The following is a 20,407-nucleotide window of genomic DNA, read 5'->3' on the forward strand; positions in this document are numbered from 1 at the left end:
CCCTTGTCGTGCGTAAAGTGTCAATCCACCCAGTGGGTGAAGTCTTGAGCCGGCACGCGTGTGGTCTGAAAGGTATTGACCAAGGCCGACTCATCGGCATAGCCCAGCGACATGCCGCAGACCACCATTTCGTTCTCACCTGCACCGACCAGCGGCAAGATGATTTTGGAAAAGCCATTCCAAGCCGCTTGCGGGCAGGTGTGCAGACCGCGCGAACGAGCCGCCACCATGATGCTTTGCAAAAACATGCCGTAGTCCAACAAACTGCCCCGGCCCATCACTTTGTCAATGGTGAAAATCAAACCCACGGGCGCGTCAAAAAAACGGAAGTTCTTTTGGTGCTGGGCGTGCATCAAGGCCTTGTCGCCCTTGCCGATGCCCAGCACACCATACAAACCGAAACCGCATTCACGGCGGCGGTCGATGTAAGGGCTGACCCATTTTTCGGGGTAATAGTCGTAGGCCTCTGCGTATTCAGAAGCCAGCGCCGGATTGGCGCTGATGGCGTCGTGCGCCGCGCAGGTCTGGGACACCAGTTCGTCGCGCTTGTTGCCTTGCAGCACATACACCTTCCATGGTTGGGTGTTGGTGCCGCTGGGCGAGCGTGCCGCAACGCTCAGCACTTCTTGCAAAACGCTGCGCTCCACCGCTTGGGGCAAATAGGCACGGGCCGAAAAGCGGCTCAGAATGGCCGCGTCCACGCTCGAGGGGTCGTTCACGCGGGTGCTGACCTGGGGTCCAAGGTCCAAAATACTCATGTCAATGTCTCCAAAAATGCTTTGAGAGCGGCCGGCAGGGGCACGGGACGGCGGGTCGCACGGTCCACATACACATGCACAAAGTGGCCCCGCGCGGCGCTCAGGTCTTCGCCTTGGGCGAACAGGCCCACCTCGTAGCGCACGCTGGACGTGCCCAACTTGGCCACGCGGATGCCTGCGTCGATGGTTTGCGGAAAAGCCAGCGGAGCGAAGTAAAAACACTGGGTTTCCACCACCAAGCCAATGGTGCTGCCCGCGTGGATGTCGAGCACGCCTTGCTCAATCAGTGTGGCGTTCACCGCTGTATCGAACCAACTGTAATACACCACGTTGTTCACATGGCCATACACATCGTTGTCCATCCAGCGCGTGCTGATGGCACGAAACGCCTTGAAATTGCACCGGGCCAACGGCAGTGCTTTGTCTGAGGGGGTGGCGGGAGTGCTCATGGCCCGAGATTGTGCCAGCGTTGCCAGTAAGACAGGGCCACGGCCCACGTCTGCATTTGAACCTGCACAGTGGTCTCGATGTCATGACCATACCCCCCTCCCATGCACAAGGCCACGGGAAGCCTGCGCTGCCAGGCCCAATCGAGCACCACGCGGTCTCGCGCTTGCATGCCGTCCAGGGTGAGCTTGAGGCGGCCGAGTCGGTCCCCCTCGTGCGGGTCAGCGCCAGCCAAATAAATCACCAGATCCGGATCGAAACGGTCTTGCAGCGTTTGCAAAGACTGGTGCAGTGCGGCTAAATATGGCTCATCGGTGCAGCCATCGGGCAATCCCACATCCAAATCACTGTCTTCTTTGCGAAAAGGGAAATTTTTTTCACCATGCAGTGACAGCGTGAAAACGCTCGGGTCGTTGGCAAAAACATGGGCCGTCCCGTTGCCCTGGTGCACATCCAAATCGATCACGGCCACTTGCAAGGTTTTGCGTTGGTGTCGCCAGGCCTCGGCTTGCATCAGGCGAGCGGTCACGGCGATGTCGTTGAACACGCAAAAGCCGCCCCCCTTGTGCGAATAAGCGTGGTGCGTGCCGCCTGCGAGGTTGCCTGCAAGGCCTTGGGCCATGGCATCGCGGGCGGCGGCCACCGTCGCGCCCACCGAGCGGCGCGCGCGCTCGGCCATGGCCAAGCTCCAAGGGAAACCGATCTCACGCTGCACGGTTGCCTCCAAGGTCCCCTTGGCAACGCCCTGGATGTAGGCCGGCGTGTGAACCAAAGCCAACTCACCATCGCTGGCCGCCGGTGCTTCACACATGACCACACCCGGGATCTCTTGCGTCAAGCGGTCGCGCAAGCGGCTGTACTTGCGCATCGGAAAGCGGTGGCCCTCGGGCAAAGGCAAAACAAAGTGATCAGCGTAATAAGCGTGCATTCTGAAGGGGGCGTGGCTTGATCCAGCGCAGGGTGATTCTAGAAAACCCTCTCTAAACTGAGCTGAGAGCAGGACCATCCCCTTGCAATACCCCGCGGACACCCTAAAATTCAAACCATGCTGCACTGCAACAAAGTTGTACGGCTCCGGCCAGTTTCGGCGCAGTCTCTTTGAAACCAAACTTTTATCTGGAGATTCTCATGATGACCGCTGAACAAATCGTCGCTTCGCACAAAGCCAATGTCGAAACCCTGTTTGGCCTGACCGCCAAGGCATTCGAAGGCATGGAAAAACTGGTTGAACTGAACCTGAGCGCCGCCAAGGCCGCTTTGGACGAGTCCGCCAGCAACACCCAATCGGCCCTGAGCGTCAAAGACGCCCAAGAATTGGTCGCCATGCAAGCCAACCTGTTCCAGCCCTTGGCTGAAAAAACCGCTGCTTACAGCCGTCACCTCTACGACATCGCCTCCGGCACCAGCAACGAATTCACCAAAGCCTTCGAATCCCAGGCTGCTGCTGCCCAAAAGCAGTTCGCCACCTTGGTGGACAGCGCTGCCCAAAACGCTCCTGCTGGCTCCGAGCAGGCTGTGGCCGTGATGAAGGGTGCGGTCACCGCAGCCACCACCGCTTTCGAATCGGTGCAAAAAGCCGTCAAGCAAGCCACCGACTTGGCCGAGTCCAACCTCGCTTCGGTGACCCAGTCTGCGGCCCCCAAAGCGGCCAAAAAGAAGTGATTATTTCTGATCCGTCCGCGCACGCGTGCCGCACGGATCTCAAGACAAGTTGTCTCCTCGGATCCTTTTGAATTTCATCAGGGAAACAAGGATCCCTTCAAGGGCTGATCGCCAGATCAGCCCTTTTTTTATGGCGGGAGAAGCTGCTCAACGCCCCTCTTCAAACTGCGCCAGACGAACCTTCAATGCGGGCAGCGCTGCCCGCATGGCCTGCCGTCCGGCCTCCATCGATCGCATACGGGCACTGAAGTCAGCACTTTTCACGCCAGTCAATGCAGGGCGAACCACAAAATCGGCTTCCTTCAGGGCCAGGGTGTTGATGGATTTGCCCATGATCGTGAAGGTCTGCATCAGAATTTGAAACGCATCCGATGAAGGATTGCCCTCCGGATCACTGGAGATATCCACCGCCACCACAAAATTGGCGCCCATGTCACGGGTTTGGCGCACAGGCACAGGCGCCACCAAGCCACCATCCACATATTCGCGCTCCCCAATGCGCACCGGTTGGAACACCGCCGGCACGGCACTGGATGCACGCACCGCCATGCCGGTGTTGCCACGCCTGAAAGTGATCGCCTCGCCGCTTTTCAGGTCTGTGGCCACAATGCCCAAGGGTATTTTCATTTGCTCCAGATTGCGGCCACCGACTTGCGCATTCACATAGCGTGCCAATGCCTCGCCGCGCAAGGCACCCCGGTTCAGGATCGGCAGCATCCAGTCGGTGATATCGGCCTCTTGCATGCTTTCTGCCAAACGGGCCAATTCACCCGAACTTTTGCCACTGGCATACAAAGCCGCCACCAAGCTCCCGGCGGATGTGCCCGCCACGTGTGTCGGGCGCAATCCGGCTTCCTCCAACACCTCGATCACCCCGAGGTGGGCAAATCCTCTGGCCGCCCCCCCCCCTAATGCCAAACCCAGCTTCAGCTCACGGCGCTCGCTGGTTGATGGGGTTTGCACAGACTCGAGTTTTGGTGGCGTCGGGGCCAAACTGCTGCATCCAGACAAAACAAGGGCCATGCACAGGCCGATTTCTAAGCGCCTCCAGCGGGGCACGTGAAACGAGCGACAAAAAAACACCAACTTTTCCAACATCTTATTGAGAATAATTCTCATTTGGATTAAACTCCCATCAACGTAACAAGGCATGAACATGACTCTCCACAAAACATTTCTCAGCTTGGCCTGCTCATTGGCTGCCGTGAGCACTTGGGCGCAAGACAAGACACTGAACATCTATTCGGCACGCCATTACCCCACCGATGAAGTCATGTACAGCGATTTCACCAAAGCCACCGGCATCAAAATCAACCGGGTGGATGCCGACGATGCCGGTATTCTCGCCCGTCTCAAAGCAGAAGGCTCAGCCTCCCCGGCCGACGTGATTTTGCTGGTGGATGCCGCCCGCCTGTGGCGCGCTGAAGTCGATGGCCTGTTTTTGCCCATCAAGTCGGCCAAACTCGAAGAAGCCATCCCCGCCAACTTGCGCGCCAAAGCGGCCGACAACGGGGGCACCGCTTGGTTTGGCCTGTCCACCCGGGCGCGAGTGATCGTGTACGACAAGCTCAAGTTCAGCCAAACCGATGTGGACAGCTACGAAAAGCTGGCCCATGCCAAGTTCAAGGGCAGTCTTTGCATCCGCAGCGGATCGCACCCCTACAACCTGAGCCTGTTTGGCGCCATGACCGAGCACCTGGGCCCACAAAAGACCGAAGCCTGGCTCAAAGGCTTGGTGGACAACATGGCCCGCAGCCCCAAAGGCGGTGACACCGACCAGATCAAAGGGGTGGCCTCAGGCGAGTGCGGCGTGGCCGTCACCAACACCTATTACCTGGCCCGCATGATGCGGTCAAGCAACCCGGCCGACAAAGCTGTCACCGAAAAAATCGGCGTGGTCTTTCCCAACCAAAGCAGCTGGGGCACGCATGTGAACGTGGCCGGTGGCGCTGTCGCCCGCCATGCCAAAAACACCGACAACGCGGTGAAGTTCTTGGAGTACCTGGCCAGCCCAGCTGCGCAAAACCACTTTGCCAATGGCAACAACGAGTGGCCTGCGGCCAAAGGCGTGAGCTTTGACAACCCGGCTCTGAAATCGATGACGGGCGGCAGTTTCAAAAGCGAGCTGATCCCCATCAGCGCCGTGGGCATGAATCAGATCAAGGTGCAGCAGATGCTGGACCGCGTGGGATTCAAGTAAAGCCGGGCAACACCCATCAGCCTGCCTGATTTCAGTCCTATGAAATCAGGCCACCCGAATTAAGCAGCCAGCCATTCACACCGAGCGCAGCTCGGGCGGTGATAGCCAGCCATTGAACTCAGCGGCAAACCCGGTTTTGCCATTTTCCCTCTCTCAATGACTCGCATCACCATGACTCAAAGATACAAATCCGCCCAAAACACGCAGCCCTCACCCAAATTGTTGCCCCTGGCGGCCATGATGCTGGCCGGCTCTCTCACGGGCATGCCATACGCCATGGCGCAAGACAACAAGCCAGAAGAAAAAACGCTCAAAGCGGTGACGGTGAAAGACAAAGCTGAAGTCGACATGGCTGAAGGCAAAAACAGCGTACGCGCCACCGAGACACGCATAGGCAAAGGCCAACAGGCGCTGCGCGACATCCCGCAATCGGTCACCGTAGTCACTGAAAAATTGATCGACGACCGCAACCTTGACACGATGAAAGACGCCTTGAAGAACACCGCAGGCGTAAGCTTTCAAGCGGCCGAGGGCCAGGAAGAGGACATTCGCCTGCGTGGCTTCTCGCTTCAGCAAGCGGGCGACATCTTCATTGACGGCATGCGTGACCCGGCCTTCTACGAGCGTGACACCTTCAACTTGGATCGACTGGAAGTGCTTCGCGGCTCAGCCTCCATGTTGTTTGGTCGTGGTTCCACAGGCGGTGCGGTCAACCAAGTCAGCAAAACGCCGCGTCTGATGGACGAAAACCAGGTCGACCTGACCTTGGGCTCACACAACCACAAACGTCTGGTGGGGGACTTCAACAAGCAAACCGGCGAAAGCGCTGCGCTTCGCCTGAATGTCATGAAGACCCACGCCGACAACGATGGCAAAGGCAACAGCCTGGACAAAGAAGGCCTTGCAGGCAGCTACCGCTGGGGCATTGGCGAGCGTGACGAGTTTCAGGTGGGTCTGTTCCACCTGAACAACCACAACGGCCTGAACTATGGCCTGCCTTGGGCCAAGCCCTCTGCGACTGCCAGCGCCAGCGAACGCACCGTGCTGCCCTTTGACCCCAAAACCTATCTGGGCATGGACAGCGACTACAAGGGTGGTAAGGCTTCGCAACTGACCGCTTCGCATGTGCACCGCTTTGATCAGGATACCGAGTTGCGCACCCAGATCAGAAAAGGTCAATATGAGCGAGACCAACGTGCCAGTGCGATCCGCTTTACCGGCGGCTCTACCTCAGGCAGCAGCGCACGCGACCTCTTGAACAACATCAACGGCAACACCCAGTTCAGCCGCGGGACCAACAACAAGATTGAAGATCTTGACAGTCTGACCATACAGTCAGACTTCAGCACCAAGTTCCAGGCTGTAGGCTTCAAACACGAGCTGATCACCGGAGCCGACCTCACGCAGGAAAAGAAAAACTTCTACAGCATCAACCCCGGTGTCACCGGCAGCGCCGGCACCGCATTCTGGAACACCACGGGTGTAGGCAACAAGTCCAGCATCGATGGCAATGGCACCCTGGTCTCAGGCACCAACAGCGTCAACGAAGGACTCCGCCAGAACATTCTCACCAGCGACTACGAAGCAACAAGCTGGGGCGTCTACGCGCAGGACATGCTGGCCGTGACCGACAAGGTCAAACTCATCGGTGGCTTGCGCTACGACAAACTGGACGCCAAATACAACAGCTTCGGCTACAGCTACAGCGGCTCCGGCGGCTACTCCGGCATATCAGCCAACGGCAGCAACAGTGCTTACAACATGGACGTGGGCGTCTGGAGCCAACGCGTGGGTGCTCTTTACCAACCCAACGAGCTGCAATCTTTCCACATCTCCTACGGCACCTCGTTCAACACCTCTGGGGACACCTACCGCCTGAGCAGCACCAACGAGAACCTGGATCCGGAAAAGTCTGTCAACTTTGAAATCGGTGCCAAGCTGGACTCGGCGGACAAGCGATTCACTACCCGTTTGGCCCTGTTCCGATCCACCAAGCTCAATGAGCGCAACCGCGACGCCGACGACGCCAGCCTCGTGCTGCTTTCCGGCAAGCGTCATGCCACAGGCATTGAAGTGGATCTGGCTGGCCGCATCACCCCGAAATGGGAGATGTTCGCCTCCTACACCTGGATTCCGGATGCCAAAGTGGATGCAGCAGGGACCCGAGTTGAAGGAGGAACACTGGTCAGCAACAACGAAGCTGGCGAATTGCCGGGTGCACGTCCTGCAGTCACACCCCAATACAGCGGCACTGTATGGACCACATACCAACTCAACAGCCAATGGCGTGTGGGCGGCGGACTGACATTCCGTGGTGAACAAAAACCTTTGCTGTCTCAGATCGTGGTCCCTGCCCACACCGTGGGTGATCTGATGGTCGAGTACACCCACAGCGATGCCCTGAGCGTCAAGGCCAACCTTTCAAACGTGACCAACAAACTGTACGCAGACGAGTTGTACCGACAACACTATGTACCGGGCGCAGGCCGACTGCTGCAGGTCACTGCTTCCTACAAATTCTGAGTCACATGATGATCCGCACTCTGCCCGCCCTGTTGAATCCAGACACCGTGCGCCAGGCACGGCAATGGCTGCTTGATCTGCCGGAAAATGAATGGGCAGACGGGCGCGCGAGTGCAGGATCACAGTCAGCCCAGGTCAAAAACAATCTCCAACTGAGCCATGACCACGCTGTAGCCATGAAAATCCGACAGCTCGTTCTCTCGGGGCTCGATGCTTCTGCGACGTTCTTTTCTGCGGCATTGCCTTTGCGGGTATCCACACCCCGCATCAACCGTTACACCCCGGAGCACCCACATTACGGTCTGCACATCGACAACGCCATTCAAGTTCGCGTCGATGGCACCAAAGTGCGCACCGACCTTTCGTGCACCGTCTTTTTGAACGACCCCGATGACTACGAAGGCGGCGAGCTGAGCGTGCAGGACCAAGAGGCCATCCACCGCATGAAGCTGCCAGCAGGGCATGCCGTGCTGTACCCCGGCAACACCTTGCACGAAGTCACCCCCGTCACACGCGGGCAAAGGCTGGCGTGCTTTTTCTGGATCGAAAGCATGGTGCGCAGTGACGAACAACGGCGCATCCTGTTCGATCTGGACATGAACCTGCTCCAGCTGCGCGAGCAACACGGGGAAACGCCCGAGACCACGGCTTTGACCGGGGTCTATCACCAGCTGCTGCGCCAGTGGGCCAACACCTGATCTGCCCTTTGAACACGCACACACCATGACCCAGCCCATCGTCAACCTACAAGACCACGAACACGCCGCACAAGCGGCGCTGGGCGAGGCGGCTTGGGCCTATTTCAGCGGTGGTGCAGCAGACGAAATCACACTGCGCCACAACGTGGCCGCTTGGGAAAACCTGCACTTGTCGCCCCGCGTGTTGCAAGACCTGCGCGGCGGCCACACGCGCTGCCGCTTGCTGGGCCGCGACTGGCCCATGCCGCTGCTGGTGGCCCCCATGGCGTACCAGCGCTGGGCCCACCCCGAGGGCGAGTCAGGCATGGTTTTGGCCGCCGCTGCGCAAGGCTGCGGCATGGTGCTGTCACACCAAACCAGCACGCCTTTGCACGACGTGGGGGCACTGGTGGCTTCAGACGCCGAACGTGGTCCCTTGTGGTTTCAGCTCTACTGGCTGGCTGACCGGGGTGCCCTGCGCGAATTGTTGGCACACATCGAAACGGTGGGCTTTGAAGCCCTGGTGCTCACGGTGGACGCCCCGGTACACGGTGTGCGAGACCGCGAACGCCGACACGGCATGCCTTTGCCCGAAGGCGTGAAGGCGGTGCATTGGCCGACCTCCGACCCCCAAAACAAACCCCGCACAGGCCTGTGCGGGGGCTTGGCCGATGCCGCGCCCACCTGGGCCGATGTGCAGTGGCTGATTGGCCAGACACGACTGCCCGTGCTGCTCAAGGGCGTCACCCACCCGCAAGACGCAGTGCAAGCGGTAAAACTGGGCGCAGCGGGCCTGATCGTCAGCAACCACGGTGGCCGCGTGCTGGACACCCTGCCCGCCACGGCCGAGTTGCTGCCGCGCATCGTTCAAGCCGTTCGCCATCAACACCCGCAAGCGCTGGTGCTGGTCGATGGCGGCATTCGGCGCGGCACCGACTTGTTCAAGGCGCTGGCGCTGGGGGCCGATGCGGCCTTGATCGGCCGCCCCGCCCTGTATGGCCTGGCCCATGCGGGCGCACGCGGCGCGGCGCATGTGCTGCGCCTGCTGCGCGATGAATTCGAAGCCACCATGGCCCTGACGGGTTGCGCCCACATCCAAGACATTGGCATCGACCGCTTGTGGTCTCCAGAGCCGGTTTATGTCGCTTGATTTCCTTTAAGCCCCCTTTATGCAAGCAGCCCATTTTGAAGATCCGATGCGTCAGCCTTACCGCATCCACAAAAGCCGCACCTGGCGCGTGACCGGTACGGTGATGCTGGGCCACGTGGGTGTGGCGTGGTTGGTCAGCAGCGGTTTTTTGACCCGCGTGGTCCCACCAAGCGAGCCCGACACCGTGATCATGGCCAGCGTGGTCATGGATGCCCCCGCACCCCACGTACCAACCGCTCCCAAATCGGAGCCGGCAAGACCCCCAATCCAACCCCAAACCAAACCAGAATCCAAGCCACAGCCACAGCCACAGCCACAGCCACAGCCACAGCCACAGCCACAGCCTCAGCCTCAGCCTCAGCCTCAGCCTCAGCCTCAGGCCAAGCCCGTCAACACGCAGGTGCAACCCGCGCCTGTGCTGTCACCCACGGCCCCCAGCATTGCTGCGCCCATCGTGTCAAACGCGGCACCTGCACTGACACCTGCTGCACCCGCCACGCCTGCCGCAACGCCGGCAGGCAACCAGCGCCCTGCCGGCAACGCTACAGCAATAGCCGTGGTGCTGCCGTCCACCAGCGCCGACTACCTGAACAACCCTGCCCCACCCTACCCGCGACAGAGCAAACGCTTGGGCGAAGAGGGCACGGTGGTCGTTCGTGTATTGATCACCACTGAGGGCCACGCCGAAAAATCCGAAATCCGAACCTCCAGCGGCTACGCCCGCCTGGACGACACGGCCTTAACGACCGTCAAAGCTTGGCGCTTTGTGCCCGGCCAACGCAACGGCCTGCCCGAGGCCATGTGGTTCAACGTGCCTATCCGTTTTGTGCTGGACTGATCTCCACCCCGTCCGAGCCGACCCTCACCCAGTTTTTCCATCCCATTCACAGGAGTTTTTCTCATGCCCGAATCATTTGGCCTCGCCCACATCTGGACCCAAGGTGACGCGGTCACCCGCCTGATCCTCATCGCCCTGATCGGCATGTCGGTGCTCAGCTGGGTGGTCATCGTGCTCAAGGCGCTGGACGTCTGGAAGCACAAACAAAGCGCCTTGGGCAGCGAGCAGTTTTGGCACACCACCAGCCTGGCCGAAGGCTTGGCCGTGCTCAGCCACCGCTCGGACAACATGTTCTATACCCTGGCTCAAGTGGGGCAAGAGGCCACTGAACACCACCAGGCGGCGCAAAAACAACTGCACGACCGCCTGGACATCAGCGACTGGGTCACACGCAGCTTGCGCAACTGCATTGACGACCACACCAGCCGGCTGCAAAACGGCCTGGCCATCCTGGCGTCCATTGGTTCTACCGCGCCATTTGTGGGCTTGTTTGGCACAGTCTGGGGCATTTACCACGCGCTGGTGGCCATTGGTGCCAACGGCAATGCCAGCATCGACGCCATTGCAGGACCGATCGGCGAGACGCTCATCATGACCGCGCTGGGCCTGTCCGTGGCCATTCCCGCCGTGCTGGGCTACAACGCCTTGGTGCGCGGCAACAAATTCATCATTGCCCGCATGAACCGCTTTGCGCACGACCTGCACGCCTACTATGTGACCGGCACCCGCGTCACCCACAGCGGAGTCCAACATGTCCTTTGAAGCCAGCGAAGAACAAGATGAGGTGATGAGCGAGATCAACATGACGCCCTTGGTGGACATCATGTTGGTTCTGCTGATCATCTTCATGATCACCATCCCGGTGGTGCAACATGCCGTCAAGGTCGAGCTGCCGCGCGCCAGCAGCAGCCGCGACAAAACGCCCCCCGAGAACCTGCAATTGGCCGTGGATGCACAAGGCCAGTTCTTTCTGGGCAAACAGGCCATTGCAGCGGACGCGCTGGAAGACGCGCTGCGGCAACAGGCCAGTAAAGAACCACAACCCCAGCTGTACATCCGGGGAGACAAAAAAGCGCCTTATGAATTCGTGGCCGATGCCATGACGTCCGCCCAACGCGCCGGACTGGTCAAGATCGGTTTTGTCACCGAAGGCAAACGACCATGAGCCACAGCGATGACGGCCAAACCAACACGGGCCCAAGGGTGCAGCCCGTGCCAATTCAGGGCAGCAGCGCCCCAGCAGGCCTGCGAATTGTGGACAGCAGTGATCTGCTGGCGGGCCATTCGTCGCTGCTCATCCGGCATTTGGGCGAGGTCTACCGATTGCAAACCACCCGGCAGGGGAAATTGATCTTGACCAAATAAGCGGCCACAAAAAAACCGGACACCAGGTCCGGTTTTTTCATGCCTGCGCTGGCGCGCTCAAGAGCGAATCAGGTGGTCAAAGGCGCTGAGTGCGGCCTTGGCACCCTCGCCTGCGGCGATCACGATCTGCTTGTAAGGCACCGTGGTGCAGTCACCCGCCGCGAACACGCCCGGCACATTCGTGTGGCCCTTGGCATCCACCACGATCTCGCCAAATTTAGAGAGCTCCACTGTGCCTTTCAAGAACTCGGTGTTGGGCACCAGTCCGATTTGCACAAACACACCGGCCAATTCGACATGGTGCTCGGTGCCGGTGGCTCGGTCTTTGTAGCGTATGCCGTTCACTTTGCTGCCGTCGCCGGTGATTTCCGTCGTCTGGGCGTTGGTATGCACCGTGACGTTGGGCAGGCTGTGGAGCTTGTTCACGAGCACCGCGTCGGCCTTGAGTTGCTCGGCAAACTCGATCACGGTGACGTGTTCCACGATACCGGCCAAATCAATGGCGGCTTCGATGCCGGAGTTGCCGCCGCCGATGACCGCCGTGCGCTTGCCCTTGAACAAGGGGCCGTCGCAATGCGGGCAATAAGCCACACCCTTGTTTTTGTACTCGGCTTCGCCGGGCACATTCACATTGCGCCAGCGGGCACCGGTCGACAAAATCACCGTTTTGGCCTTGAGCGTCGCGCCGTTTTCCATCTGAATGTGCACCAAGCCGTCAGCCCCTGCGGGCGTCAGTTTGTCGGCCCGTTGCAGGTTCATGATGTCGACGCCGTATTGACGAACCTGGGCTTCGAGCGCTGCGGCAAATTTGGGGCCGTCGGTCTCCAGCACCGAAATGTAGTTTTCGATGGCCATGGTGTCGTTGGTCTGACCGCCAAAGCGCTCAGCCGCCACCCCCACACGGATGCCCTTGCGGGCGGCGTACACAGCAGCGGCAGCACCTGCGGGACCTCCGCCGACGATGAGGACTTCATACGGGTCTTTGGCGTCGAGCTTGGCGGCGTCGCGGGTGGCGGCACCTGTGTCCAACTTGGCCACGATTTCTTCGACGCTCATGCGGCCCGAGCCGAACACTTGGCCATTCAAAAAGACCATGGGCACGGCCATGATCTGGCGCTCTTGCACTTCATTCTGGAACGCACCGCCTTCGATGACCACGGTTTTCACCTTGGGGTTGAAGATGGCCATGAGTGACAAGGCCTGCACCACATCGGGGCAGTTGTGGCAGCTCAGCGACATGTAGACCTCGAAGCTCAAGTCGGCGTCCAGGCCTTGGATGGCCTCGATCACTTCGGGCTCCACCTTGGGTGGGTGTCCGCCAGTCCAGAGGAGTGCCAGCACCAAAGACGTGAATTCGTGGCCGAGTGGCAGGCCCGCGAAGCGCACGCCTTGGCTTTCACCCTCACGCACCACTTCAAAAGACGGCTTGCGTTCGTCGTTGCCGGTGGTGTCCAGGCTCACTTTGTCGGACAAGCCCACAATGGTCTCGAGCAGCGCTTTCATCTCTATGCCCGTCTCGCTGTCGTCCAAAGAGGCGACCAAGCGGATGGGCTGGCGCAGCAAGGCCAAGTACTGTTGCAATTGGGCTTTGAGGGTGTCGTCGAGCATGGTGTTCTCCTGTTTCAGGCTGCAAAAAACTCAAGTCCTCGCTTGTGGCGGGACCCAAATAAAGGGTTTGGGGGAATCGTTGAGAACAGCGCACACCCGGCTTGTGACTTTGTTGCGCTGTGCTCAACGCCCTGCCAAGCAGGGCGATGACAACAAGATTTAGATCTTGCCGACCAGGTCGATGGAAGGTGCCAAAGTCTTGGCGCCTTCTTTCCACTTGGCTGGGCACACTTGGCCGGGGTTGGCGGCGGTGTACTGAGCAGCGGTCAGCTTGCGCAGGGTTTCCGACACATCACGGGCGATTTCGTTGGAGTGGATTTCCACAGTCTTGATCATCAACTCAGGGTTGATGATGAAGGTGCCGCGCAGTGCCAAGCCTTCTTCTTCGATGTGCACGCCAAAAGCGCGTGTCAGGGCGTGTGTGGGGTCACCGACCAATGGGAACTTGGCTTTGCCCACAGCCGGCGAAGTCTCGTGCCACACTTTGTGCGAGAAGTGGGTGTCGGTGGTGATGATGTAGACCTCGGCACCGGCTTTCTGGAAAGCTGCGTAGTTGTCTGCTGCGTCTTCGATTTCTGTAGGGCAGTTGAAGGTGAAAGCAGCGGGCATGAAGATGAACACGTTCCACTTGCCTTTGAGGCTGGCTTCAGTGACTTCGATGAACTTGCCGTTGTGGAAGGCTTGGGTTTTGAATGGCTGAACTTGCGTGTTGATCAGGGACATGGTGTTTCCTTGGGTTGGTTTAAAAAAACTATCGAATGAGAAAACTCATTGGTAGCAATCATAATACGGCCTAGGGTTTCTACTCATGAGTAGTTTCTATCAACCCCATAGGAAAAAGCTTTCAACTCAAGAGTGTCGTTTGAATCTCCCACTTCCCTGCGCCAAGCCCACGGCCAAAGCCAGCCAAGCCAATATCCACGCCGCGCCACCCCACGGCACCAGTGCTCGCAAGGTGTCCCAAGCCAACACATGTCGGGCGTAGAGGTTGAAGCTGAATAAAAACAAACCGGCCACCATGAGCCAGCCTGCAGCTTGCAGCCAACGCGACACCCCGCAAACCCGCAACGCCAGCCCCGTGAACAACAAGCCCAGCGAATGGAATTGCTGCTGACTCACAGCGGTTTGCACCGCGGTGGGCACGCCCCCGGCAAACACCGGCAAATGCGCAAAGGCGGCGCTGAACACCACACTGGTGCAGGCGCTGATCGCCCCCAGCACCAGAAACCACCGGGCCGACAGGGGCCAGGGTTCGGGCGAAGCCAAAGATGCGGGAGCAGGCGAAAGCTTGGACATGGGGACTGGGCGCAAAGCGAAAAATGGATTCCGAGCATTGGAGCATGACTTTATTTGGAAGGTTTGACTTTCATCAGAATCAGCGACTGAACATAGGCGCACAGTGAAGTGTCATCTCTTCAATTGGAGTTCCCCATGAAAATGCTCATCGATTTGTTTTCCACCGATTACGGCCTCATGAGTCTGGCGGTGATCGTGTTCATGCTGCTGATGGGTGCTTTCTTCTTGCGCATGTTCCTTCACAAAATGAACCACAACGAATGAGATCTCAGGCACAACAGGTCTCATTCATGCCCATGCCCATTCAACCCTTTTTCTGATGCCTATCGCTGCGCTCTGACACCCCCAGGAGGGCATAATTGACGTTGACGTAACGTCAACCACATTCAGGAGTGAAACATGGACATTCAAGGCAAAGTTTTCATCGTCACCGGTGGCGCATCGGGCTTGGGCGAAGGCACAGCCCGCATGCTGGCGGCCCACGGTGGCAAGGTCGTGATCGCCGACATGCAGGCTGAAAAAGGCGAAGCGATTGCCAAGGAACTGGGCGGCGCTTTTGTCAAATGCGACGTCAGCAACGAGGCCGACGGCCAAGCCGTGGTGGCCCAGGCGGTGTCCATGGGCCGGCTCTCGGGCCTCATCAACTGTGCAGGCATCGCGCCCGCCGAAAAAACCGTGGGTAAAAACGGCGCACACAGCCTGGCCGTTTACACCAAGACCATCATGGTCAACTTGGTGGGCACCTTCAACATGATCCGCCTGGCGTCCGAAGCCATGTGCAAAAACGAGCCCGAAGCCACCGGCGAGCGCGGCGTGCTGATCAGCACCGCCAGCGTGGCCGCTTATGACGGTCAGATCGGCCAAGCCGCTTATGCCGCGTCCAAAGGTGGCGTGGTGGGCATGACCCTGCCCATTGCCCGCGACCTGGCCCGCAACGGCATCCGCAACATGACGATTGCCCCCGGCATCTTTGGCACGCCCATGTTGTTTGGCATGCCGCAAGAAGTTCAAGACGCGCTGGCCGCAGGCGTGCCCTTCCCCAGCCGCTTGGGCAAACCGCAGGACTACGCCAAATTGGCCAAACACATCATCGAAAACGACATGCTCAACGGCGAAGTGATTCGACTGGACGGTGCGATCCGCTTGGCACCGAAGTGAGCCGATCAGCAGTACCTCATGCGACAGGCCCCTCGGGGCCTGTTTTCTTTTTCGGGCTAGCATGACAACTCCATGGAGGCGCTATGAGATACCCACGCAGTTTGACCCTGATGGCCATGGCACTGCTCTCGGCTTGCGCAGCGCAAGCCCCTGCCAACGCATGGCTGTACAGCGTGCCCGATCTGGCCGTCCAGCCCGAAGCGGCCAGTGGCAACACGGCCAAACCCGGCTGGGCTTTCACGCGCCAGGCGGTGGCCGCTGCCAACCCTCTGGCCACCGACGCGGGGCATCAGGTCTTGCGTGCTGGCGGCTCGGCGCTCGATGCCGCCATTGCCGTGCAGATGGTGCTGGGCTTGGTAGAGCCGCAGTCCAGCGGCATTGGCGGCGGCGCTTTTTTGCTGCACTTTGATGGCCAAAAGGTCACGGCGCACGACGGGCGTGAAACCGCACCCGCAGGGGCCCGGGGCGACATGTTCATGGACCAAGGCAAGCCCTTGCCTTTTCCAGAGGCGGTGCAAAGCGGGCATTCAGTGGGCGTCCCCGGCGCGGTGCGCATGCTCGAAGCAGCACACCGACAACACGGCCGCCTGCCTTGGGCGCAGTTGCTGCAGCCCGCCATCACCTTGGCCGAGCAAGGCTTTCGGGTCAGCCCCCGTTTGCACGCCTTGCTGAACGCCGACGCATGGCTCAAAAAAGACCCGCTGGCCCTGCGCTTTTTCTACCAAACCGATGGCCAGGCCTGGCCTGTGGGCCATGTGCTGCGCAACCCTGAATACGCGCATGTGCTGCGCCTCATTGCGGCCCAGGGCAGCCGCGCCCTGCACGAAGGGGCCGTGGCCCGAGCCATGGTGGCCCGCACCGCACAGGCGCCTCGCCCCGGCACCCTCAGCCTACAAGACCTGGCCAGCTACCAGCCCCGCATGCGCGAAGCCCTGTGTTTTGACCACACGGCCGCTGCGCGGGCTTACCGCCTCTGCGGCTTCCCACCGCCGTCTTCTGGCCACATCGCCATCGGCCAGATTTTGGGCATGCTGGGCCACACCTCAGCCCAAAGCCCTGAGCTGGCCGCTGGCCTGCCCTCGCCCGATTTTTTGCACCGTTACACCGAGGCTTCACGCCTGGCCTTTGCCGATCGGGCGCAATTTGTGGCCGACCCTGACTTTGTGCAAGCGCCTGCTGGCGACTGGCGCAGCCTGCTGGCGCCGCACTACCTACGTGAACGCAGCCAACTGATCGGCAGCCAAGCCATGAAATCAGCCCCAGCGGGGCAGCCTGGCGGCCACACCACCAGCTTCGCGCCCATGCCCCCACAAACCGAATACGGCACCAGCCACATCAGCGTGGTCGATGCCCAGGGCCGCGCGGTGGCCATGACCACCACCATCGAAGCCGCCTTTGGCTCGCGCCGCATGGTCAGCACCGACCCGTCTCGCCCCGGCGGCTTTTTGCTCAACAACGAGTTGACCGATTTCAGTCTGACCCCTGCCGACGCACAAGGCCGCCCCATCGCCAACCGGGTCGAACCGGGCAAGCGCCCCCGCTCATCCATGTCGCCGACTTTGGTCTTCGACAAAACCACAGGCCAAATCCTCATGAGCGGTGGCAGCCCGGGGGGCGCCGCCATCATCCACTACACCGCCAAGCTGCTCACCGGCACACTGCACTGGGGACTGAACGCGCAGCAAGCGATTGACCTGCCCAACTTCGGCACGCTGGGCGGCCCCACTTTGCTCGAAGCCCAAGGTTTTGACCGCAGCACCGTGGACGCCCTCAAAGCGCGTGGCCATGAGGTGCGCGAAGTGGAGATGACCAGTGGCCTGCAGGCCATTGAACGCACCCCCAGCGGCTGGTTTGGTGGCGCCGATCCGCGTCGTGAGGGCGTGGTGCTGGGTGACTGAACCGCCCAGTCAAAAAGCAAAACGGCAGCCTAGGCTGCCGTTCACCATGCCTGCCGAATCCAATTCGGCATGTCAGGCACTCAATAGGCCTGGCCCAACTGGTCCAGGATAGCGGGGTTTTCCAAGGTGGAAATGTCTTGTGTGATCGCTTCGCCTTTGGCCAGCGAACGCAGCAGACGGCGCATGATCTTGCCGGAACGGGTCTTGGGCAAGTTTTCGCCAAAGCGGATGTCTTTGGGTTTGGCGATGGGGCCGATTTCTTTAGCGATGTGGTCACGCAATTGCTTGGCTATCGCCTTGCCTTCGTCGCTGTTCGGCAGCGCGCGCTTGAGCACCACAAAGGCGCAGATGGCTTCGCCCGTGGTGTCGTCGGGACGCCCCACCACGGCAGCTTCGGCCACCAGCTCAGTGCAGCTGACCAAGGCCGATTCGATTTCCATCGTGCCCATGCGGTGACCTGACACGTTGAGCACGTCGTCGATGCGGCCGGTGATGGTGAAATAACCCGTCTTCTCGTCGCGGATCGCGCCGTCGCCCGCCAGGTAGTACTTGCCCTTGAAGTCGTCTGGGTAGTAGCTCTTCTTGAAGCGCTCTGGGTCACCCCAAATGTTGCGGATCATGGAAGGCCACGGGCGCTTGACCACCAAAATACCGCCTTGGCCATTGGGCATGTCCTCGCCGGTTTCGCTCACGATGGCGGCCTGGATGCCAGGGAACGGCAAGGTGCATGAGCCAGGCACCATGGGGGTCACCCCAGGCAACGGGGTGATCATGTGGCCACCGGTCTCTGTTTGCCAGAAAGTGTCCACGATGGGGCAACGGCTGCCGCCCACGTGCTGGTGGTACCACTCCCACGCGGCGGGGTTGATGGGCTCACCCACCGAGCCCAGCAAACGCAGGCTGGAGAGGTCGTAGCTCTTGGGGTGCACAGCGTCGTTGGCCTCAGCCGCTTTGATCAGCGAGCGGATGGCGGTGGGGGCGGTGTAGAAAATCGTGGCTTTGTGGTCCTGGATCATCTTCCAGAAGCGGCCAGCATCGGGGTAAGTGGGCACACCTTCGAACACGATTTCAGTGCCGCCCAATGCCAGAGGGCCGTAGGTGATGTAGGTGTGGCCTGTGACCCAGCCGATGTCGGCGGTGCACCAGAACACGTCGTCCTGCTTCAGGTCAAAAGTCCACTTGGTGGTCAGCGCCGCATGCAGCAAATACCCCCCTGTGCTGTGTTGCACGCCTTTGGGCTTGCCAGTGGAGCCGGAGGTGTAGAGCAAGAACAAGGGGTGTTCAGCGCCGACCCACTCGGGCTCGCAGGTGGTGGCTTGCTGGTCAGCCAGATCGGCCATCCACTGGTCGCGACCTGCGGTCATGGCGATCTCGGCGCCCGAACGCTTGACGACCAACACATTCTGGATCGAGCCGCAACCGCCCAGGTTGATGGCTTCGTCCACAATCGACTTGAGGGGCAGCAGTTTGCCACCGCGCACTTGGTTGTCGGCGGTGATCACGGCCACAGCACCGGTATCTTCGATGCGGTCGCGCAGCGACTGGGCCGAGAAACCACCGAATACCACCGAGTGGGTGGCGCCGATGCGGGCGCAAGCTTGCATGGCGGCCACACCTTCGATGGACATGGAGATGTAGATGACCACACGGTCACCTTTTTGGATGCCCAAGCTCTTCAAAGCGTTGGCGTACTGGCAGGTTTTCGCCAGCAACTGGCTGTAAGTGACCTTGGTCACTTCACCGCCGTCGGCTTCAAAAATGATGGCGGTCTTGTCGCCCAAACCTTTTTCAACGTTGCGATCGAGGCAGTTGTAAGAGGCGTTCAGGGTGCCGTCTTCGAACCACTTGAAGAAAGGGGCATTGGACTCGTCGAGCACCTGGGTGAAGGGGGTCTTCCAGGTGATCATCTCTTGGGCCAAACGGCCCCAGAAACCTTGGTAATCGGTTTCCGCCTCTTTGCACAAGGCTTCATAGGCGGCCATACCGGAGACGTTGGCGTTTTTAACGAAGTCTGCGCTGGGTTGATAAAGGTTGGAACTCATCAGATTTGTCTCCTCAATGACATGGGCGTTTTCAAAACTGGTGCAAATGTCGGCTTTCGCTCTTACAAAGCACTGACTGACATCAGACTTGCACGGGCATGGCCTGGAATAGCACTTCTAAGGCCTAAAATCTTCACTCGCGCCAAGGCTTTGCCTTCATGCAACATTCAGGAAAACCATGTCCCCCAAGCCGCCCGCCACGCCCAGCAAATTGAGCCCCTTGAACAGCTTCATTTTTGCCAGCCGTTGGCTCCAATTGCCCCTTTACTTGGGCCTGATCGCGGCACAAGCCGTCTACGTTTTTCACTTTTGGGTGGAATTGGTTCATCTCTTGGAAGCTGCTTTTGGCAGCCAAACCGCGCTGCAAGCGCTGATCAACAGCATTGGCTACAAAGCCGATGCGCCCATCACCGCCTTGAATGAAACGGTGATCATGTTGGTGGTGTTGGCCCTGATCGACGTGGTCATGATCTCCAACTTGCTCATCATGGTGATCGTGGGTGGCTATGAAACCTTTGTCTCGCGCCTGAATTTGGAAGGCCATCCCGACCAACCCGAGTGGCTGGACCACGTCAACGCTTCGGTGCTCAAAGTCAAATTGGGCACGGCCATCATCGGCATCAGCTCCATCCACCTGCTCAAAACCTTCATCAACGCCGCCAACTACGATGAAAAAGTGCTGATGTGGCAAACCATCATCCACATGGCTTTTTTGCTCAGCGCCATTGCCATTGCCTATGCAGACCGCCTGATGTCGCACCACGACAAGGCCCATTGAACGAACC

At 59.7% G+C, this 20,407-nt stretch carries 21 protein-coding genes; 13 read left to right on the forward strand and 8 right to left on the reverse strand.

The window, feature by feature from the left end; all coding sequences use genetic code 11:
- Nucleotides 1-20: 20 nt before the first annotated feature.
- Genes ACHEXK_RS07375 through ACHEXK_RS07385 form a run of 3 tightly spaced genes read right to left on the reverse strand, consistent with a single transcriptional unit; the run spans nt 21 to nt 2,133 of the window.
- Nucleotides 21-758, reverse strand: a complete 738-nt coding sequence (locus ACHEXK_RS07375; protein ID WP_416548714.1) for a nitroreductase — start codon at nt 756-758, stop codon at nt 21-23.
- Nucleotides 755-1,207 (reverse strand): acyl-CoA thioesterase, encoded by a 453-nt coding sequence (locus ACHEXK_RS07380; RefSeq protein ID WP_416548715.1) that lies wholly within the window; start codon nt 1,205-1,207, stop codon nt 755-757. Before ACHEXK_RS07380 ends, ACHEXK_RS07375 begins: the two co-directional genes overlap by 4 nt.
- Nucleotides 1,204-2,133, reverse strand: a complete 930-nt coding sequence (locus tag ACHEXK_RS07385; RefSeq protein WP_416548716.1) for a histone deacetylase — start codon at nt 2,131-2,133, stop codon at nt 1,204-1,206. The genes ACHEXK_RS07380 and ACHEXK_RS07385 overlap by 4 nt, the downstream gene beginning before the upstream one ends.
- A gap of 200 nt (nt 2,134-2,333) precedes the next feature.
- Here ACHEXK_RS07385 and phaP point away from each other — a divergent pair, with 200 nt between their 5' ends.
- Complete coding sequence (gene phaP / locus ACHEXK_RS07390) at nt 2,334-2,867, forward strand: TIGR01841 family phasin (protein WP_416548717.1); 534 nt, start codon at nt 2,334-2,336, stop codon at nt 2,865-2,867.
- Nucleotides 2,868-3,014: 147 nt separating this feature from the next.
- Here the strand turns inward: phaP and ACHEXK_RS07395 are convergent, their stop codons facing one another.
- Nucleotides 3,015-3,890 (reverse strand): patatin-like phospholipase family protein, encoded by an 876-nt coding sequence (locus ACHEXK_RS07395; RefSeq protein WP_416548718.1) that lies wholly within the window; start codon nt 3,888-3,890, stop codon nt 3,015-3,017.
- A gap of 133 nt (nt 3,891-4,023) precedes the next feature.
- On the opposite strand from ACHEXK_RS07395, the gene ACHEXK_RS07400 reads away from it, so the two are divergent.
- From ACHEXK_RS07400 to hemP, 8 genes are all read left to right on the forward strand, one after another.
- Complete coding sequence (locus ACHEXK_RS07400) at nt 4,024-5,067, forward strand: extracellular solute-binding protein (protein WP_416548719.1); 1,044 nt, start codon at nt 4,024-4,026, stop codon at nt 5,065-5,067.
- 171 nt (nt 5,068-5,238) lie between these two features.
- Entirely contained in the window at nt 5,239-7,590 is a 2,352-nt protein-coding gene (locus ACHEXK_RS07405; RefSeq protein ID WP_416548720.1) for a TonB-dependent receptor, read from the forward strand.
- A gap of 8 nt (nt 7,591-7,598) precedes the next feature.
- Nucleotides 7,599-8,288, forward strand: a complete 690-nt coding sequence (locus tag ACHEXK_RS07410; protein WP_416548896.1) for a Fe2+-dependent dioxygenase — start codon at nt 7,599-7,601, stop codon at nt 8,286-8,288.
- 25 nt (nt 8,289-8,313) lie between these two features.
- Complete coding sequence (locus ACHEXK_RS07415; RefSeq protein WP_416548721.1) at nt 8,314-9,417, forward strand: alpha-hydroxy acid oxidase; 1,104 nt, start codon at nt 8,314-8,316, stop codon at nt 9,415-9,417.
- Nucleotides 9,418-9,436: 19 nt separating this feature from the next.
- Entirely contained in the window at nt 9,437-10,255 is an 819-nt protein-coding gene (locus tag ACHEXK_RS07420) for an energy transducer TonB (protein ID WP_416548723.1), read from the forward strand.
- A 63-nt stretch (nt 10,256-10,318) separates the two neighbouring features.
- The gene (locus tag ACHEXK_RS07425) at nt 10,319-11,017 is read left to right on the forward strand and encodes a MotA/TolQ/ExbB proton channel family protein (RefSeq protein WP_416548725.1); all 699 of its coding nucleotides are present in this window, start codon (nt 10,319-10,321) and stop codon (nt 11,015-11,017) included.
- Nucleotides 11,007-11,420, forward strand: coding sequence for an ExbD/TolR family protein (locus ACHEXK_RS07430; RefSeq protein WP_416548727.1), 414 nt, complete (start codon nt 11,007-11,009; stop codon nt 11,418-11,420). Before ACHEXK_RS07425 ends, ACHEXK_RS07430 begins: the two co-directional genes overlap by 11 nt.
- A complete protein-coding gene (hemP, locus tag ACHEXK_RS07435) occupies nt 11,417-11,620 on the forward strand; it encodes a hemin uptake protein HemP (protein ID WP_416548729.1) in 204 nt (67 codons plus the stop codon). Before ACHEXK_RS07430 ends, hemP begins: the two co-directional genes overlap by 4 nt.
- A gap of 57 nt (nt 11,621-11,677) precedes the next feature.
- Here the strand turns inward: hemP and ahpF are convergent, their stop codons facing one another.
- The 3 genes from ahpF to ACHEXK_RS07450 form a co-directional block, all read right to left on the reverse strand.
- Complete coding sequence (gene ahpF, locus ACHEXK_RS07440; protein ID WP_416548731.1) at nt 11,678-13,228, reverse strand: alkyl hydroperoxide reductase subunit F; 1,551 nt, start codon at nt 13,226-13,228, stop codon at nt 11,678-11,680.
- Between the two features lie 159 nt (nt 13,229-13,387).
- Nucleotides 13,388-13,951: an alkyl hydroperoxide reductase subunit C gene (gene ahpC / locus ACHEXK_RS07445; protein WP_416548733.1), complete on the reverse strand. Its 564-nt coding sequence runs from the start codon at nt 13,949-13,951 to the stop codon at nt 13,388-13,390.
- A gap of 126 nt (nt 13,952-14,077) precedes the next feature.
- Complete coding sequence (locus ACHEXK_RS07450; RefSeq protein WP_416548735.1) at nt 14,078-14,524, reverse strand: DUF423 domain-containing protein; 447 nt, start codon at nt 14,522-14,524, stop codon at nt 14,078-14,080.
- A 135-nt stretch (nt 14,525-14,659) separates the two neighbouring features.
- Here ACHEXK_RS07450 and ACHEXK_RS07455 point away from each other — a divergent pair, with 135 nt between their 5' ends.
- From ACHEXK_RS07455 to ACHEXK_RS07465, 3 genes are all read left to right on the forward strand, one after another.
- Nucleotides 14,660-14,788, forward strand: coding sequence for a DUF3149 domain-containing protein (locus ACHEXK_RS07455; protein WP_108363167.1), 129 nt, complete (start codon nt 14,660-14,662; stop codon nt 14,786-14,788).
- Between the two features lie 135 nt (nt 14,789-14,923).
- Nucleotides 14,924-15,682, forward strand: coding sequence for a 3-hydroxyacyl-CoA dehydrogenase (locus tag ACHEXK_RS07460; RefSeq protein ID WP_416548737.1), 759 nt, complete (start codon nt 14,924-14,926; stop codon nt 15,680-15,682).
- Between the two features lie 83 nt (nt 15,683-15,765).
- Nucleotides 15,766-17,580, forward strand: coding sequence for a gamma-glutamyltransferase family protein (locus ACHEXK_RS07465; RefSeq protein ID WP_416548739.1), 1,815 nt, complete (start codon nt 15,766-15,768; stop codon nt 17,578-17,580).
- 80 nt (nt 17,581-17,660) lie between these two features.
- On the opposite strand, the gene acs is transcribed toward ACHEXK_RS07465, so the two are convergent.
- Nucleotides 17,661-19,622 (reverse strand): acetate--CoA ligase, encoded by a 1,962-nt coding sequence (gene acs / locus ACHEXK_RS07470; protein ID WP_416548741.1) that lies wholly within the window; start codon nt 19,620-19,622, stop codon nt 17,661-17,663.
- A gap of 178 nt (nt 19,623-19,800) precedes the next feature.
- Here acs and ACHEXK_RS07475 point away from each other — a divergent pair, with 178 nt between their 5' ends.
- Complete coding sequence (locus tag ACHEXK_RS07475; protein ID WP_416548743.1) at nt 19,801-20,400, forward strand: TIGR00645 family protein; 600 nt, start codon at nt 19,801-19,803, stop codon at nt 20,398-20,400.
- The last annotated feature ends 7 nt before the right edge of the window (nt 20,401-20,407 follow it).

Source organism: Limnohabitans sp. DCL3, from assembly GCF_048019295.1.
Classification (GTDB): Bacteria; Pseudomonadota; Gammaproteobacteria; order Burkholderiales; family Burkholderiaceae_C; genus Limnohabitans_A.